Source organism: Phycisphaeraceae bacterium (assembly GCA_019636795.1).
GTDB lineage: Bacteria > Planctomycetota > Phycisphaerae > Phycisphaerales > UBA1924 > JAHBWW01.
Map to the genome: position 1 here is coordinate 19,596 of JAHBWW010000003.1, position 17,892 is coordinate 37,487.

The window sequence follows — 17,892 nt, forward strand, 5'->3', positions numbered from 1 at the left end:
GCGATGAGCACGGCCAGCGTTTCAACGCACGGTGAGCGACGCTTCCCTTGCACCAGTTGCGGGGCTGAGGTGTCGTTCGCGCCCGGCGTGTCGATGCTCGCCTGCCCGTACTGCGGCGAAACGACCGACATCCCGCTCGACGACGATGCGCGGGTCGAGGAGCTCTGCCTCGAACGCACGCTGCGAGAGCTCGATGAGTGCGCCGACACGGTCGATCGCATCGTCTCGCACTGCGACACCTGCGGGGCCAATGTCGAGTTCCCGGCCAATGTCACGAGTCATGCCTGCCCGTTCTGCGGGTCGAATGTGGTCGCGGTCGGCCGCTCGATCAAGCAGATCCTTCCCGGCGCGGTGCTGCCGTTCGGGATCGACCAGCCGCGGGCGATGGCGGCGTATGCGGCGTGGATCCGCAAGCGGCGCTTTGCCCCGCGCGATCTCAAGACGATGGCGACGCTCAATGCGCGGCTCACCGGCATCTATCTCCCGTACTGGACCTTCGACGCCGACGTCAACACCGACTATCGCGGCCAGCGCGGCGACGCCTACTACGTCACGCAGACCTACTCGACAATGGTGAACGGCAAGTCGGTGATGCGCACGCGGCAGGTCCGCAAGATCCGCTGGAGCAGTGTGCGCGGGCGGGTCTTTGATCGCTTCGACGATGTGCTCATCATTGCGGCCGATTCGGTGCCCCGGGCGACGCTTGAGAAACTCGGTCCCTGGCCGCTCAAGTCGCTTGTGCCCTACAACGATTCGTTCCTGGCCGGCTTCAGCGCCGAGAGTTACCAGGTGACGTTGCCGGTGGGCTTTGCGGCGGCGCGCACGCTGATGGAGCAGCAGATCCAGATCACGATCCGCCGCGACATCGGCGGCGACGAGCAGCGCATCACGCAGATGGTCCCGCACTACGCGAACATGACGTTCAAGCACATTCTGCTGCCCGTCTGGATCATGGCGTACCGCTACCATGACAAGACGTTTCAGGTACTTGTCAACGGCCGCACCGGCGAGGTGATCGGCAAGCATCCGTATTCGTGGTTCAAGATCTCGTCGCTGGTGGTGGTGATGCTGATCGTCTTTGCTGTCATCATTCTCATCATGTCCATGCGTTAGCCCAGCACCGAGTCCCCCCACTGTTCACCGGAGACCGCCATGACCCTTGCCCAGCTTCAGCAGCTCATCGCCGATCGCTACTCGGCCACCGACGCCGCCCGCGGCACGCCGGGCACGTTCATGCACTTTGCCGAGGAGTTCGGCGAACTGGCGACGGCGTTGTATGCCTGCAACGTGCCGGGCAAGCCGCCGACGGCGGCCGAGCGGGCGAACCTCGAGGAGGAGTTTGCCGACGTGCTGGCGTGGCTGGCGACGCTGGCCAACATCAACCGGGTGGATCTGACGGCGGCGATGGGCAAGTACACCGAGCCGGGGCGTGTGACGGGCGTGAAGGACTGAGCAGCGAAGTGACAAAAGCAACACGGCGGCCCCTCCGAGCCGCCGCGCTGTGAGTTCAGGTTTGTCGCCTGGTCACACTCACGCCGCGATGGTCAGGCCGCCTTGTGCCTGCTGCTGCTGCGAAGGAGTTCCGAAGAGAACCTGCCCGGGTTCGCTGGCGATGCTCATGCCCCCGACGCGTTGGGCGCGGACGCGATAGAGAGCGGTGGACAGGCCCTGCGGAACGTTCTGGTCGATGAACCTGCGTTCTTCGACGCTGGTCAGCAGGGTCCACGGCCCCTGAACCTGTCCAACGGGGGTGATGCTGCGTTCGATGATGAACGAGGTTCCGCCTTCGCGGCTGGCGTTCCAGCGGACTTCGACCTGCCCTTCATTGTTGATGGCGGCGGAGAGGTCGGTAGGCGTTGCGGGCGGTCCGAGCGGCGACGGTTCTTCGGGCAGAGGGATGGACGCTTCGGCGTAGATGTTGGGGTTGTTGGTGGCGGCGGCGTTGCCCTTGATGCGCAGGATGAGCGCGGCGCCATAGGCGGCGAGGGCATCGGCGGCGGTGTGGTAGGTGATCGTGCTGTCTTTCGCGCTGATGCGTGCAGAAAAGGCAGCGGACTGTGCCGTCTGTGCTGCGTTGATAAGTGTCGCCAGTTCCGAGACTTCGGCAACGGTTAAGCCGAGGGTCTGAGCACTGGCTGCCCAACTCGCTGCCCGCTGACTGAACCATTGAATCATTTCCTGCCGAGATTTCGGCACAACATTTGCCATTGTGGCCTCCAACTTTCTTCGGGCGTCTCTGCCCGCATTGATGATGCTGACGCGTGCCCCGCGCCCGTCCATAGGCGCGATCACACGGTCAGTGTCGTGTCCCATCGAACGATGCGGATGCAGATCTTTGAAAATGAGCGAGACGAAAAACTGAGGCCGCGAGCAGAAGGTTATCGGCGGGGCTCTCCGGCGGGTAGCACCGACCGCCACCGTTGATGCATGCTGCCCGTGCCACCGACCACGGCTTTGAGTGATCGGTGTGCCTTGGTTCCTATTGAACTGTACCACCGTTCAGGTGGCCTGATGGCACCGACCGCAATGTGTGGTCGGCCACGAACAACCGGGAGAAGATCGGCGATATGCACATGAACCCGATCGCACGGTGCGCGGCCCGAAGACTGGTCTGGTCGAGCGCCCGGTCGTTCCGCAATCCTCAAGCAGGACCGATCCGCATGGATCGTGTGCAGATCCCATCACGGTCGGAGCGCTGTCCGTCATGACCATGGAGAGCCATGGCCGGTACCCGGCACGGGGAAGAGCACGTCGGTATCGCTTGGATCGGAAGGCACGACCGACCACTCCGAGACGCGGATCGCTAGCATGGAGATATGAAACCTGCGATCATAGATGATGCCACCACGACGGTAAGCCACCGTCTGGGGCGAAGTGACACCCTGAGGCCCCATCCTACGGCCCATTGCACTACCGGACTTTCCTTCAGCCGAAGGTCACTGAACGCGCTTATAGTCAAAAAAGCATCGGTCCGTGACTCTAACTAAATGCTCTGGCTTGCCGCTGCCAACTGTCTTGCGTATGCATCTGCGGCAACGCGCACCCAATCTGTGTGGATCCGCACGATCCAAAAAACAGTAAGCGCAGAACCCAGAACGACCGCATAAGCGGCCGTCATAGTGACCGGCTCGTCACGGATGATCTCGAGAGTGAGTCGGCTGAGCCCGCCAGCGAACCCAAATGCTGCAAGCAAGATACCCGAGGGCTTCATGGCCCAGAGGTTCCGGCGATACCCGTAGTTGACATTCTCCTCAAACACCAAATTGAATTGCTCGCGGTCCCGTGTTCGGCTCAGCAGCAGTTCGTTGGCCGATTCGTACACAGCGTGCGCTCGGCCGGGATTCTCTGCCTCCTGCTCTGCGGTTTCAGGAAAACCGAGTGCCGGATCGAACTCCCTGAGCCGGGTGCCGTGGTCATGGCTCTGCATGGCCACGATCAGTGACCCAGACCGCCCATCCCCCACTGCCCACTCCGCGACGCTACGCAAAGTCGAGGCTCGGACACCCGGCCTTGACCTGGCCGCGATCCTGCCGCAGCCGTAGCGATCTCCGTCATGGCCATGCAGAGCCATGGCCATGGTACCCAGCGGCGTGTTTGACCGGATTATGGAAGGTATTTTTGCAAATGTCGCGATCGTGTGGCGATCTGCGTCGATCGTGTCGGCATGTCTGGGGGGTGCCGGTGAAACCGGTCTTCGGGAAGCCCGTCGAGGTCTTCTCGCAGGCCTCCGCGATCGTCTCGCAGCCCTCCGCGGTCCTCTCGCAGCCCTCCTTGATCGTCTCGCAGGCCTCCGCGGTCTTCTCACAGGCCTCCGCGATCGTCTCGCAGGCCGTCGCGGTTGTCCCGCAGGCCGTCGACAGTTTCTCGCAGCCCTCCGTTTCAACCCGGGTGGCTGGTGGCACCCGGCAGAGGAAGACTCGCGATGACGTACTCGCCCCCACCCCCGCTGGCCTGCGGGCCTCACTGCGGAATCATCACTCAGACTTGGTCGCTTCGATCGCCCCGCGCACGCCGCCGCGCACTGTCACTTCCCAGAAAGTGAGTAAGCCGCCGTACAAGCCGCGCCTGCCCTTGGGTTCGTACTCTGCCTCGGCCAGTTTGCGTAGCGTGGCCAGTGCTCCCTCGTGCTCCTGTCGCACGCTCTGCGCCGGGCGAATCGCGTTCAGGCCGCCCATGATGCTGCCGAAGACCCGCTCGCGGCGCGAGGTGTCGCCGTCGATCCAGACGTCGATCTTCCGCTGGTCGAGGCTGATGCGCACGGTCGCGCGGCAGTCCTGTTCGCTGAGCGTGAACTGATCGCGGAAGAGTTGCGTCTGCGGGTCGAGGATGTCGCGGTAGCGCCGCCCGATGAAGCGCAGCACCATCCACTCGGGCAGGTGCTCATACTTCGCGGCCCAGCATGTCGCGCCGTCGGGCTTGACAAACGGCGCGCGGCGGCGCTCCAGCAGATCGGGCACGAGCACCGCCCCCGACGGCCTGCCGCCCTCGCCTTCGATGTCGAAGATCAGTTCGCAGGCTTTCATGAGCTCGAGCACGCGGCGACGATCCGGCTGAGAAAAGGACAGACGCTGCCAGAGTTCGTCGGCATCTGCGTTGCCCGTGTCGCGCACAGGCAGCAGGTGATTGAGTTGCGCCGCCGTGATGACGCCGTACTCGTGGTCGCCCGTACCCGCGCGCACGAGTGTGTAGGCCGGACCCTTGACCCAGCGCGGATTGAACAGCAGGTCGGCCAGTTCGCTCGAGTTCCGCACCGTCGGGTCATCGCCGACGTAGTGCAGCACACCGAGGTTGCGCAGATCGTGCAGGCAGACGTCGCGCAGCGACGAGTGGAGGCCGTACTCTTCGCAGGTTCGCTTGTAGGCCTGCGTCGTGACGTACTTCTGACTCTTGCCGCTGTCCTGGCCGTGCGTGCCCTCGGGCGGGAACTCATCGTCGAGCCAGGCGGCCACCTCGTGAAAGGCTTCGGGATAGGGCGTGCTGACGCCGGGCAGGTGCGCGATGTGCCCGTCGATGATCGCGCGCAGCCGCGTGATCGCGTCCCGGTGCTCGCGCTCGCGCGCGGCTCGCTCGCCGCGCGAAAGTTGGTCATTCCATCCCATGCCATCGACGACCGCCAGGATGTTCAGGCCGGTCTGCTCTCGCAGCGCGCCGGCGGTCAGGGCTTCGAGCGGGCGCGGCTGTCCGGCCGGCACGCGATCGCAGCCGGCGATGACGACGATCACGGGCGGGCCGCCTGCGTTCCCGCTGCCGTCGCCGCGCCGCCCGGCTTCTTCGGCGATGGTGCGCAGCCAGTAGTCGAGATGATTCCCGGCGCGGCTGCGGGCCGCATCGACGACGACGAGGAACAGGTTGCGTCGGTCCGAGAGAAAGAAGCGGTGGGCGCTGTGCAGTTCGCTCTGGCCGCCGAAATCCCAGACCAGCAGCGTGACCCGTTGCGTGCCGCCCTCCCACTGCGCCTCCGTGGGCACGCGCAGGTGGGCGATATTGTGCGTGCTGGGTTCGTGTGCGTTGTAATACAGGGGATCGTCGCCAAACACACGCTCGCGCAGGTGCGTTTTGCCGAGGCGGCCATCGCCCAGAATGACGACCTTGGCCGCCCACAACGGTTCGCCAGCCTGCTCAAGCCAGCGCCGCATGAGGGCAGGGTCGTTGGTATCAACCACTTCGTCCGAGAGAATGGTGATGGGATTGGAAAACAGAAACAGTCGTTGAAGTGTGGCCAGCGGTCGGCCGGGCTGTGTCAGCGCGAGCAGGGCGCGGGCCGCATCGTCATCGAGGCCGTTGTTGCGCAGATCGAGTAAAGTCAGGCTTGTCAGACGCTCAAGCGCCAACGCGAGTGCAGACGCACCCTCCGGGCCCATGCAGTTATTCCCCAGATCGAGTACGTTCAGTCTTGTCAGATGTTTGAGCCCCGAAGCCAGCACTGCCATGCCTCTGGGGCCGAAGTCGTTGTAACTCAGGTAGAACCCGGTCAGGCTTGTCAGGCGTTCAAGCGCCGACGCGAGTGAAGCAGCACCACCCGGGCCAATACCGTTCTCAGTCAAATCGAGATCGATCAGGTTCGTGAGGCGTGCAATCGTTGGCGCGAGTTCGGCAACACCATCTGGACCGAGGCTGTTGGCACCCAGATTGAACCATTTCAGGCTCGTCAACTGTTCGAGCGCTGGCGCGAGCACAGTGGCACCCTCTGCGCCGAGTCGGTTGTCCCACACGTTGAGTGTGGTCAGGTGTTCGGCCAGCGCGGGCAGGCGAGAGGCGAGAATGGAAGCCTGTCTTCCCTCGAGTGTCCTACGCAGGTCAAGTTCCGTCGCCCGGTCCCGGGCGGCTTTGTCGAGCAGGGCGATGAGTTCGGCGTCGGTCAGTCTGGCCATGAGCACAGGATACCCGCAGTGTCAAGACCCCGGTGCGGCACGCTGGCCGGGAGGCGGAGCGCACGCATGGCCGGACGCGGACGCGGGGCGCGGTTGACCACATTGCTCCGTGGCCGTAGTGATGTCTGTCATAGCCATGCAGAGTCATGGCCATGGCACCCGGTCACGATTTCGGTGTCGGCGGGCGTCAACTTCAGCCGGATGGGTCTTCACCCCGCGTTGCGGGCCTCAACAACGCGGATTTTCGGCCCGTCAACCAATATCGGGGGGGGCGTAACCGAAAGCCCGACTCATGAGCCCGAAGGCTGCGCTCATGACTCCCGGAGCCGGGCGCTTGAGTCCGAAGACTGCGCTCAAGAGTCGCAAAGCCGGACTCATGAGACCGAAGGCTGCGCTCACGACTCCAGGTCTGGGACACCTGACGCCGAACATCGAGAGCATGCGTTCAGGAGCCGGGATCATGACCCGCTCCGTTTCGCCGCACGCGCACGTCCTCCCTGCCCTCGTCGTGATTGCTGCTGACTCACGGTTCGAGCGTCATCAAGGCACGCCGACCGCTGCGCGTCGTTCCGATCGAGGACCTGGTTGACTGGTGAGAGGCAGGAAAGGCACACCGACCGCTCAGAGCTGTTCCGATCGGGGACATGGATCGAACGGCACGGGCGGTGCTGCTCGCTGCCGCTCTCGTCAGCCCAGCGGCTTGCGTTTCGGTTCGCCGCTGGCTCTTGGGTACTTGCCCGGCGTCGGGCGGGACTTGTCGAGCACCACGATGCGGCCGGTCGGGGTTTGAATGACGCCGCCGACGCTTACGCATAGCGCGTGCAGCGCTTTGCGGGCCTCGGCCAGTTCTTCTTCGGCCCGCTCGCCCTTGGTCAGCAGCACCTGCCCGCCCACCGCCGCCAGCGGCACCGTCAGTTCGGCCAGCATCGCCACTTTCCCCACCGCGCGGGCCAGCACCGCATCGAACGCCGCCCGCCCCGCTCCCGCGCCGCCGGGCCCGTTTGATTGCCCATACGTCTCGGCCCGATCGTGGACCACGCTCACGTTGGCCAGCCCGAGTTCGGCCGCCGCGTGCCGCAGGAACGCTGCCTTCTTGCCGGTGGCGTCGAGCAGCGTGAACCGAAGATGCGGCAGGACGATCGCCAGCGGCACACCGGGCAGCCCGCCGCCCGAGCCGACATCGATCACCCGCGCACCATCGGGCAGTTCGGCCAGCAGCGGCAGCAGCGTCAGCGCATCAAAGATCAGTTTCTCCCACGCCTCGGCCGGGTCGCGCACCGCCGTCAGGTTCACCATCGCGCTGGCCGCCAGCAGCAGCCCCAGGTATTGCCCGAGGCGTTCGACCTCGCCCGGCTCGAAGACAATGCCCGCCTCGGCCGCAAGCTGGACGAACCGCTCGGTAGGCACCAGCGGCCGGGCCGCCGGCGGAAACACGATCTCAGCGCGTAAGGGCCCGCCCGCTGAATCCGGCGCTGCGTCCATAGGGCCGCGTGGCGTAGAAGAGTTCTTCATCATCATCAGCGTATTCAAACGAATCGCGGTACGGCGGACGCGGGCGGTGCAGCGCCACATTGACGATCAGCCCCGTCATCAGCCAGGTCGTGACCATGCTCGACCCGCCGTAACTCACAAACGGTAGGGTGATGCCGATGATCGGCAGCAGGCCGACGTTCATGCCGATGTTGATGATCATCTGCGCCGTGATGAAGCCCGCAAAGCCCACGCACACAATCCGCCCGAACGGCTCGCGGCACGAAGCCGAGACCAGCAGCGCCCCCGCGATCCAGAGCAGGTACAGCCCGATCACCGCGGCCCCGCCGACGAGCCCGAAGCGCGCCACGATCACCGCGTAGATCATGTCGTTGTGCCGCTCGGGCAGACGGTTGTAATGCACGATCGCCCGCGCCTGCGACTCGCCCAGCCCGCTGGCCTGCCCGGCCCCGATGAGCGTCTGGGCGCGGAAACTCTGGAAGTTGATGTCCTGCTCGCTCGAACGGTCGCCGCTGACCTGCTGAGCCATCGCGATCAGCCGCGTCTTCTGGTGCGGCTGAAGCAGCGGATACAGCAGCGGCGCCGTCGCCACCGTCAGCACCAGAATGAGCACCAGATGCCGCAGCCTCGCGCCCGCCGCGATCAGCATGCCCGCCAGCGACGGCACAAACAGAATCGCCGTGCCCAGGTCGGGCTGAAGCGTGATGAGCCCCGCAGGCGGGATCGTCAGCAGCCCCGGCACGATCAGCCCGCGAAACTGCCGATGCTGCGTGCGAAAGCGAAGATAGCGAGCAACCACCAGCACATACGCGATCTTGGCCAGTTCCGCCGGCTGAAAGTCGGTAAAGCCCAGGTTGATCCAGCCGCGGGCCCCGTTGCGCGGCGTGACGATCGACGCGGGCACGAACGGCAGCAGCAGAAACACCAGCAGGCCCAGCACCACCGCCATGCCCACCCACGACAGCAGACCCAGCACGCGATAGTGCGGAAGCGCGACCACCGTCGCAGCGAGCATGCCGATCGTGACGAAGACAATCTGCCGCCACGCCTCGCTGGCCAGATCCGCCCCGCCCGAAAGATTCTGCGCTACATCGATCGACGCCACCCCAAGCATCGACAGCGCCACACCCGCAAGCACGCACAGCCACGACGCATTGATCAGCCGCACACTCTGAATCACCGTGTCACGCGATGACGATGAGCCCTTGATCAGACTCGTCAGCGCGTGCAGGCCGTGCTCGGCGTCGAGCCGCACCATTACAGATACCCCTCGGCCCGCAGAGCCCACAGGATCTGGTTCGTGATCGGCCCGCTCACCCGCCCGCCGCTGCCCGCGTAATCCATCACCACCGCGATCGCATAGCGCGGCCCCTGACCCTTCGGGCCCACCAGCACCACGAACCACGAATGATCGCCCGTGCGCACAATCTCGGCGGGCATCGGCCCGTCGCCATCGGGGTCGTAGCGCACGTCGGGTGCCGTCGCCGTGCCCGTCTTGCCCCAGACATCGACGCCGGGCATGTTGAAGATCGGCTCGCGGCGACTGATGCCGTTGGCCACGTACGTCAGATGATGCCCGGTGCCGTTCTGATGATTCACCGACAGCGACAGGCCTTCGAGAGCCTCGGCCACACTGCGCCGGTTCAGCCCCAGATCCACCGGATCGGACGAACCTTCATTGGCAATCAGCCTCGGCGCAATGCGGTAGCCCGCCCGCGCCAGGGTCGCGTACGCATCGGCCGCGTGCAGCGGCGTCCATGTCACAGGCCCCTGCCCGATGCCCATCAGGATCGCGTCCTGAATCCCAAGCCTCGACGCATCGACCGACCCGCCGCCCGCCGACATCGTGCCGATGCTCCCCGGCCACTCGGGCCCGGCACCCAGTCCCGGCGCCGTGCCCACGCCGAACTGCTCATACACGCTCGTCACCCCCCGAGGCCCCATCCGCTGGCCCAGCGTGTAGAAATAGATATTGCACGACCGCTGCAAGGCTTCGGGTGCCTTGAGCCCATGGCCGTCGGGGCTGTGCGTCGCGTTGTAGTGCTTGTAGATCCAGCAGCGAAACAGCGTCGGCTGATTGGGCAGCAGGTGGCCTGTGCAGGCGATGCCATGATCCAGATCCGCCCGCCCCATCGTGCTCGCCCCCACCAGCATCATCGCCTTGGCGATCGAACCCGGAGGATACGGCTTGGCAATCGCACGGTTCACATACGGCGCGTTGATCGCGATAAATCGCTCGTTGGCCGCCGCATCATCGAACCACATCCCCTCGCGCGGCACGTGCGGCGTGGACACCATCGCCAGCACCTCGGCCCGATCAATGTCAAGCACCACCGCCGCGCCATACAGCGGCGTCCCGATCGGTAACTCGGTGTTGGCGTGCCACGGCTGCACCTGCGCCAGCCCCACCGCCGGATCCATCAGCGCCTGAATCCGCGCCTGGAGCATCACATCGATCGTCAGATACACATCATCACCTGGCGATGGCGCCAGTTCATCGACCAGCCCTGTGTCCAGATGAATCGTCCGCAGGCCCCGCAGCCCGCGCAGCCGATGCTCGCGCGCACTTTCGATGCCCGCGATGCCCACCGCGTCGTTCGGGAAGTAACGCCCGCGATCAACCCCCCCGCTCGTCACCGACTGGGCACGCAGCGACAGATCGGAACTCAACGCCGCCTCCCGAGCCGCGATCTCCTCACGCGTCGGCTTAGCTCGCACCCGCCCCAGAAGATGCCATCCGACCCCGGTCGCGTCAATACTCACGCTGCCATCGCCTCGGATCGGCTCGGGCAGTGTCGAAAGCCCGATGTCCACCGCCACGCGATCAAACGGGTACGTCCGATCCGAGACATCGATCACCTCGAGCCCGGGTAGTCGAGGCACACGGCGCTCCTGCGTTCCGTTGCGGCTGAGCACCGGCACATCCTGCTCGGCCAGCCGCAGAAACCGAAAGCCAAGGTCGTCGGGAAGATCGCGCACGATCACATGCGCCGACTTCTGCTCGGCGATCGGTGCCAGGGCCCGCCGCCGGATGTCCGCGACAGCACGCTCATCGAGCACCCGGCCGCTCACGCGGTATTCATCGACCGCGCTGGCGATGCGACCCTCGACCAGTTGCTCATGCATGCGATCGACCCGTGCGACCGCCGCCGCCGCCGCCGCGTCGAGCACGCTCCGCTCGATCCCGCACTGGGCCGCGATGTCGTTCCACATCGCCGACACATGCTGCTCGAACTGGGCCTGGGCTGCATCGGTCAAACGCTCGCGCTCGCTGGCGCCGAGCAGATCCCACCGATCCACATTGTCGATGCGCGCCTGCGCCACCGCCTGCGACCGCGCCCACTCGCCGCTGAGGACCGCATACGACACCGCCAGAGCGTAACTCGGGCGATCGGCCGCCAGCACGCGACCCGTTCGATCGAGAATGCGCCCGCGCGTCGTCGGAATCCACGAGTGCTTGAGCAGCCTCGACTTGGCCTCGGCCCGCAATTCTTCGCCCTTGACCAGCGTCAGCCTCGCCGTCTGAGCACTCAGCACCGTCGCCGCACCGATCGAGGCCATGAACAGCAACGCCAGGCGACGGTGAAACATGCTCGGGATGAATCCTGTATTCGCCATGATGCCCCGGACTGGCACAACCTGTGCCCGATTCCCAACAACTCTAGAGACTCAATCGGTACGAACGTCGCGTTCTCCACAACTCCCGCGTCGAGTCGCCGCACCCCGTGAGCGCATGGTCTACCATGCCGTGAGCCGGCTTTCCCCGAGGCACCCCAGGTCGATGAACGTCGCAAACTTCTTCAACCACTGGAACCTCACCGAAAACCCCTTCAGGGGAGAGGAAGCACGCCACGACTCCGTCTTTGCCCGCATTGGGTTCGAGACTGCCGGAGCCCCGCCATCCACCCACTCCGACTTCGAGAAGATTCTCGGGGAACTTTCCCGACCCAGTACGTCCATCGTCTTTGGTGAAAAAGGCAGCGGCAAAACCGCGATCCGCCTCCAGATCGTCCACCGCGTCCGCGCCCAGAACGCCCAGCACCCCAGCCACCAGACCTTTCTTGTCTCCTACGACGATCTCAACCCGTTCCTCGAACAAATCCACTCCAGAATGGGGGGGAATGATCCCGCAGCCTCCCTCCGCGCCGTTCGCCTGATCGACCACCTTGACGCGATACTTGCTCTGGCCGTCACGGAACTGACCGACACGCTGACTGGAGCCGCGCGCACAGAATCGATCAACGCCCTTGGCCCCGAAGTCGCACGCACCGCACGGTCGTTTCCCCCTGCGGTAAAGAACGAGTTCCGCATTCTCCAGGCCCTGTACGACCAGAGAGACACGGACGGGCACCGCACCAGCCGCCTGCGTCGCGCGCTCAGAGTTGGCGGGGCCATGAGCAGTGTACTTCGGACCACCATCCTCCTGTTTGGGTGGGTGCCGAGTGTGGCGCTCGCTGGAGCCGTGCTCTTTGCCGAACTGGATGAGCAACTCAAGACGATTGCCGCGTATGCCGCGCTCGGGTTCGGGGTGCTGTATCTCCTGGCTGCGCTCAAACTGCTGTTCTGGAACCGGTTTCGGGTTCTGAGGCTCGCGCGACGGGTGCGTAAACACCGTCGGGCACTGCCCCGCGAAGAGTCTTCGTATGCGGCGAGTCTGGCGCAACTGCCGCTTGCTGTGCGCGCGCAGATTTCCCATGATGACAACGAAGCGTCACGCTACGCCCTGCTCGCCTCGTTGCATCGGGCGCTCGAATCGCTGGGTTTCTCGGGGATTCTGGTGCTGGTCGATCGGGTGGACGAGCCGACGCTGATCAATGGCGACACGCAGCGCATGCAGTCGATCATCTGGCCCATGCTCAACAACAAGTTCCTCCAGCAGGAGCGCATGGGGCTCAAGATGCTCCTGCCGATCGAGCTGCGCTACGCGCTGTTCAAAGAGTCGAGCGCGTTCTTTCAGGAAGCCCGGCTCGACAAGCAGAGTTTCATCGAGCGGCTCTCGTGGACCGGGGCGATGCTCTACGACCTGTGCAACGCCCGCCTCAACGCCTGCCGCCCGACCGACCTGCCCCCGATTTCGCTCCTGGATCTGTTCGCGGAAGATGTGACGCGGCAGGATCTGGTAGACGCCCTCGATCAGATGCACCAGCCCCGCGATGCGCTCAAGTTCCTGTACCGCTGCCTGAACGAACATTGTTCGAACGTGACGGCGGAGGACGGTTCGTGGCGAATCCCTAAACTGGTGCTTGACAACTGCCGCAGGCAGGAAGTCGAGCGGGTTCAGCAGTTGTATCGTGGGATCCGTCCGGCGTAGGTCTGGTTTGTCAAAGTTCGGCTTGCCTTTGGGCCGAACTTGAGGTAGATTGAATGGGCGGGGTGTATGATCCCCCAAGGTTCCGCTCTGACGGACCTTACGGATTTTCAGGCGGCCGAGTGATCGGCGAATCGAGCACCGGCTTCAACGCACGTATGAACACCGATCATTGGACATCACCGCACGAGCACCGCACCGACGAGAGTCGGGCTTTCGGCGGCAGCAACCCCTCGGCATGCCCATGATCGCGTGCTTCCCGATCCAGAATGGAGTTCAAGTCCGCGCAGGAGTGTTTCCTGTAGCGGTTGTTTTCGGCGCTTGCGGCGCCGTCGTGTCCTGAACAAGGAGATTTCATCATCAACGGCAGAAAGTTCTTCCGACCGGCCGGTCCCGTGCAGCGGACCCGCATGAACCACATGATCCGGATCAGCCCGGTGCGTGTGATCGGGCCCGACAACGAACAGATCGGGGTGCTCGAAACTCACGAAGCGCTCAAGATGGCGCAGGAGCAGGGGCTTGATCTCGTGGAGATCTCGCCCGATGTGCGTCCGCCCGTCTGCAAGATCATGGATTACGGCAAGCACAAGTACGAGCTGTCGAAGAAGCAGCAGAAGAGCCGCGCGTCGTCCAAGACGACCGAGATGAAGGAAATCCGCCTCGGGCGTTCGGTCAAGATTGACCCGCACGACGTGCAGATCCGCGTGGATCAGTCGCGCCGATTCCTGATGGCCGGGCACAAAGTGCAGATCACGCAGCGCTTCCGCGGGCGCGAGATGGCGCACAAGGAGATCGGCATCCAGCGACTGGCGGCGATCTGTCAGGACCTGTCGGACGTGGCCAAGATCGAGGTCGCGCCGCGCTGGATGGGCAAGCAGGCGAGCATCATCCTCGCGCCCGACAAGCACAAGGTCGAGGCGGTCAGGCGCAAAATGACCAAGGAGCAGCTGGCCAAGGAAGAGGAAGAACTGCGTGCCCTCGAGGCGCAGCACCAGGCCGAGCTCGATGCCGAACTCGAAGCCGACGCTCGCGACGAGGAGGACGATCAGGATCAGCCTCGCAAGAAGAAAGGCCCGGCCGACGATCGCTCGTTCAATCCCGTCGATGAGGAGATTTCAGATCTGCTCGGCGAATCATGAGCGCATGAGAATGCTGTGGCCCTGGTGCCGAGCGCTTCATCAACAACGCCAGCCCCACCCAGAGGAAGCCCGAGCGGGCTTCCTTTTTCGTGTCGATCGTTTTCAGGGCGACCTGATGCGTCCGTCGTGATGCGACTTCAGCGCCGACGGCGTGCGACCAGACCCAGAGCGACAACGCACGCCCCAGCCGATCCCGGTGCGGGGACCTTTGTGAGCGAGAGGTTGATCAGCAGAGTCGCCGACGTATTGCCCAGGACGGTGGGCGAGTTGTCCCATCCGCCGTGCTGGGCCCAGCTGCGGTAGTCGTAGGTGTAGAGTCCCGGCGCGAGCACGCCTCCGTAACTGAAGTTGTCGGTGTAGTTTCCGACGCCATTGAGCGCGAGCGTGCTGGTGTTGAGGAGGTAGGAGTTGTTGAACCAGTCGTAGAGCCTGATATGGTGGAAGGCTTCGCTCCAGCCGCTGGAGGCGGCATTGGTCGTGCCGACGGCCGTGCCGGAAATGGACCACGCGGTGGGCTGGCTGACGCTGAACTGGACCCAGCCGTAGGTTGCAGCACCGGCGTACTCGGCCCACGGACTTGCGGTGCCGGTGACATTCACGAAGTTGATGTTGACGGCGGTGTGCCCGAAGAAGACGCCGCTCAGGCCGGGGTTGGCAGGTGTGTAGGAGGTGTTGTGCAGCGATGTCCCCTGACCGACCCAGCCGCCGTAGGAGAGCGACGAGGTGATGCTGGCGTTCTGGTTGAGCCCGGTGTTGAGAGAAGTGAAGATCTGGTTGTCGTTGGTGAAGGTGGAATCGAAATCGAGCACCTGACTCCAGGTGTCGATGGCGACAGCATCGCTATGAAGGACCGGATTGCCCGACGCTGCCGACACGAGCATCGTTCCGCACACACTGATCGCGCCAACCGCAAGTTTGATCTGCACAGCTGTTTTCCTTTTGTCTGAACTGGCTCGGTGTTTCCGTTCGTTCGTCCGGCCGCAACGATCGCGCAAACGCCTGCGCTGTGCTCACGAACCACTGTTGAACGAGCGAAAAGTCCGACGCGTTGTCTGCTCCGGGTCTCGAACGAGATCGAGACCACTCCTATGGCGCGCACGGTACCAGAAACTTACCCTCGTGTCAATACCCTTGATGCGCGTTCGCATGGCGTGCGGGAGTTATGGCCCAAGGACCCGTCGGACCGGCAAATCCTCGTGCTGCGCACCGGCGAGCCTGTGACTGGTCGGGGAAATGGAGTAGTAAGCATTTCGGTGCCGAACGGAAATTCGAGTTTCACACGAGCCCTACCCGCGACCTACCGTATTCAACCTATGTCCGATCGCCTCGATCCCCTGCTGCTGCTCAGCGATGAACCGATCGAGGGCACCGGTCCCGATGACCTTGGGCGCGATGCCGACGCCCGACTGCTGGCCGAACTGGCCCTGGGCACACGCGGTCCGTTCACCGTCGGGGTGTATGGCAACTGGGGCACGGGCAAGACCAGCCTGCTGCATCGCGTGCGTGCGATGCTCGAAGCCCGCAGCGGCGAAGGTCACAACGGCCCGCGCCTCTACCCGCTGATCGTCACCGTCTTCTTCAATGCCTGGCAGTATGAACGCGAGGCCGAGCCTCTGGCGCACCTGACCGAGGCGATTCACGACGCGGTATCTCTGCGGCTCAAAGAACTCCAGACCATGCGCGGTGCCATGAAGGAGATGAGCATCGGCTGGCTGCGGTCGCTGCACACCGCCACCCGTGCCGCGGCCCGTTCGGCGGCGCACGGCCTGTCGGTCGGAGTAGCGGGGACTCAGATCAAAATCGGCGACGTGCTCGACCGATACGAGAAACTCATCAGCGAGCAGCAGAACACCGACAGCCGGGCGTGGAAGAAGCATGTGAGCGAATCGGCGACCATGGCCGCGCTGCGATCGCTGCGCGCCGAGGAGACGCTGCTGGGCACGGTGCAGCGCAGTACCGTGAGCGAAGTGCCGCGTGTGGTCGTGTTCATCGACGATATGGATCGGTGTGCCGCTGCTGATGCCTTCGGCGTGCTGCGCGGCATCAAGCTCGCGCTGGCTCAGCCCGGGTTCGTGTTCTTTCTTTCGCTCAACCCCGACACTCTGCGGCCATACATCGTCGAACAGACACGCAGCATCCGGGGGGGCGACGACGACGGCGTACCTCACGCAGCGGAGAAGATTTATCTCGACAAGCTGGTGCAGTTGCCGTACCCGCTGCGGCTGCGCGACGAGCAGTTCCAGCGTTTCGCCCACGCGGTGATCCATGAGCGTCTGGCCGACGTGGTGTCGACGGCCGAGCACGACGTGTTCAAGCGACTCTACGCGGCGCTGCGAGACAGCAGCGACCGCAACCCGAGAACGCTCAAGCGGCGGATCAACGCGGTGATCGTCGAATCGCGACTGGCTCCGCCGGCGCTGCTCGAACTGCTCTCGCCGGAAACGGAAAAGGCCCGAGGCCTGTTCATGGGCTTGTGCCTTCTCGAACAGACCGCCCGACACCTGGGCAAGCCGGACCTGCTTGATCGGCTGGCGCAGGATCCGCCACTGCGCGGACGCATCGCTGCCGAGGGCGTTCGGAGACTGTATCTTCTGCTGCGCAAGCTCGACAAGCGCCAGGCCGACACTGACGAGTTCGGCAGGCCAAGGGATGGATCGACGATCGATACGCACGATCAGGTGCTGCTCGCCGGGGCCGAAATGATCGAGGATCTCAATGCGGTGCCGCCGCTCGATCGGCTATTACGCGAGGAGTTTGGACGCAAGTGGTTGCTCGATGACCGCGTGCGAAAGGGGTTTGCCGAGTTTCTGGCGCTGCGGCCTGAGGGATATGGTCAGGAAGAAGACATCGGCATTGATGCGGCATCGACGCGCGACGAAGTGCAGGACGATGTGAGCGATGACGAGGCGTTTGAAGAAGATACCGGGAGCGATGAACCCGGGGGCGAAGCGCCCGAGAGTGATGCCGAAGACGACGAGGCCGACCTTCCAGCCCCGCGCCCCGGCCGCCAGCGCAAGCACAGTTTTCGCCGCGCGAGGATGGCGATTATGGACGCCGACCGCGCGATCATCGAACGCGCGGTACGCGAGTCGCTGGAGATTCTTGAAGATGAGGATCTGATGCCAGATGATTGGGCGCGCGTGGAACGGCTCAATCTGCAGAGCGAAACGATCAGCAGCGCAGGTCTTTCATGGTTGGCCTGGGGCGACACCGGTTTGACATCGCTCAGCGAACTCGACTTGAGTCATACCGAAGCATCGGATGACACGTTGGAGAGCTTTGCGAGCCGTTCGAGTGCGCTCACTGGGCTCAAAGTACTTCATCTGCGCTCATGCGCGATCGGGGACGCAGGACTCAGGAGTATCGCTGACCCCGATTCCTCACTGAAATCCTTGCGAGTCCTCGATCTCCATGGAACTCAGATGACCGACGCCGGCATTGATGCGCTGGTCAGTCCGAAGTGCCCGATCATGAGACTGGAAATTATCAATCTCACTGACACACAGGTATCGAGCGCGGGTGTCTTAAAGTTGAAGCGACGCTGGAAAGATCTTCAGGTCATCGATCTGATTGCGTGATTCTT

General features: G+C 64.1%; 13 protein-coding genes. 6 read left to right on the forward strand and 7 right to left on the reverse strand.

The window, feature by feature from the left end:
* The first annotated feature begins 3 nt into the window (after window positions 1–3).
* Together KF757_06290 and KF757_06295 are read left to right on the forward strand one after the other, a co-directional pair.
* Window positions 4–1,113: a hypothetical protein gene (locus KF757_06290; protein MBX3322582.1), complete on the forward strand. Its 1,110-nt coding sequence runs from the start codon at window positions 4–6 to the stop codon at window positions 1,111–1,113.
* 39 nt (window positions 1,114–1,152) lie between these two features.
* A complete protein-coding gene (locus KF757_06295) occupies window positions 1,153–1,452 on the forward strand; it encodes a hypothetical protein (protein MBX3322583.1) in 300 nt (99 codons plus the stop codon).
* Between the two features lie 78 nt (window positions 1,453–1,530).
* On the opposite strand, the gene KF757_06300 is transcribed toward KF757_06295, so the two are convergent.
* The 3 genes from KF757_06300 to KF757_06310 form a co-directional block, all read right to left on the reverse strand.
* Window positions 1,531–2,208, reverse strand: coding sequence for a hypothetical protein (locus KF757_06300; GenBank protein MBX3322584.1), 678 nt, complete (start codon window positions 2,206–2,208; stop codon window positions 1,531–1,533).
* Between the two features lie 775 nt (window positions 2,209–2,983).
* Window positions 2,984–3,427: a hypothetical protein gene (locus tag KF757_06305; GenBank protein MBX3322585.1), complete on the reverse strand. Its 444-nt coding sequence runs from the start codon at window positions 3,425–3,427 to the stop codon at window positions 2,984–2,986.
* A 547-nt stretch (window positions 3,428–3,974) separates the two neighbouring features.
* Complete coding sequence (locus KF757_06310) at window positions 3,975–6,371, reverse strand: hypothetical protein (GenBank protein ID MBX3322586.1); 2,397 nt, start codon at window positions 6,369–6,371, stop codon at window positions 3,975–3,977.
* A 313-nt stretch (window positions 6,372–6,684) separates the two neighbouring features.
* Here KF757_06310 and KF757_06315 point away from each other — a divergent pair, with 313 nt between their 5' ends.
* Window positions 6,685–6,960: a hypothetical protein gene (locus KF757_06315; GenBank protein ID MBX3322587.1), complete on the forward strand. Its 276-nt coding sequence runs from the start codon at window positions 6,685–6,687 to the stop codon at window positions 6,958–6,960.
* A gap of 98 nt (window positions 6,961–7,058) precedes the next feature.
* On the opposite strand, the gene rsmG is transcribed toward KF757_06315, so the two are convergent.
* Genes rsmG through KF757_06330 form a run of 3 tightly spaced genes read right to left on the reverse strand, consistent with a single transcriptional unit; the run spans window position 7,059 to window position 11,453 of the window.
* Window positions 7,059–7,805 carry a 16S rRNA (guanine(527)-N(7))-methyltransferase RsmG gene (gene rsmG / locus KF757_06320; protein MBX3322588.1) on the reverse strand — a complete coding sequence of 249 codons (747 nt, stop codon included), beginning with the start codon at window positions 7,803–7,805 and terminating at the stop codon, window positions 7,059–7,061.
* A gap of 4 nt (window positions 7,806–7,809) precedes the next feature.
* Window positions 7,810–9,120 carry an FtsW/RodA/SpoVE family cell cycle protein gene (locus KF757_06325; GenBank protein MBX3322589.1) on the reverse strand — a complete coding sequence of 437 codons (1,311 nt, stop codon included), beginning with the start codon at window positions 9,118–9,120 and terminating at the stop codon, window positions 7,810–7,812.
* A complete protein-coding gene (locus KF757_06330; protein ID MBX3322590.1) occupies window positions 9,120–11,453 on the reverse strand; it encodes a penicillin-binding protein 2 in 2,334 nt (777 codons plus the stop codon). The genes KF757_06325 and KF757_06330 overlap by 1 nt, the downstream gene beginning before the upstream one ends.
* A gap of 190 nt (window positions 11,454–11,643) precedes the next feature.
* On the opposite strand from KF757_06330, the gene KF757_06335 reads away from it, so the two are divergent.
* Window positions 11,644–13,173, forward strand: coding sequence for a hypothetical protein (locus KF757_06335; protein MBX3322591.1), 1,530 nt, complete (start codon window positions 11,644–11,646; stop codon window positions 13,171–13,173).
* A gap of 407 nt (window positions 13,174–13,580) precedes the next feature.
* Complete coding sequence (gene infC, locus KF757_06340; protein ID MBX3322592.1) at window positions 13,581–14,309, forward strand: translation initiation factor IF-3; 729 nt, start codon at window positions 13,581–13,583, stop codon at window positions 14,307–14,309.
* Between the two features lie 137 nt (window positions 14,310–14,446).
* Here the strand turns inward: infC and KF757_06345 are convergent, their stop codons facing one another.
* Window positions 14,447–15,235 (reverse strand): hypothetical protein, encoded by a 789-nt coding sequence (locus tag KF757_06345; GenBank protein ID MBX3322593.1) that lies wholly within the window; start codon window positions 15,233–15,235, stop codon window positions 14,447–14,449.
* A 387-nt stretch (window positions 15,236–15,622) separates the two neighbouring features.
* Here KF757_06345 and KF757_06350 point away from each other — a divergent pair, with 387 nt between their 5' ends.
* Window positions 15,623–17,887, forward strand: a complete 2,265-nt coding sequence (locus KF757_06350; protein MBX3322594.1) for a hypothetical protein — start codon at window positions 15,623–15,625, stop codon at window positions 17,885–17,887.
* Window positions 17,888–17,892 lie beyond the last annotated feature (5 nt).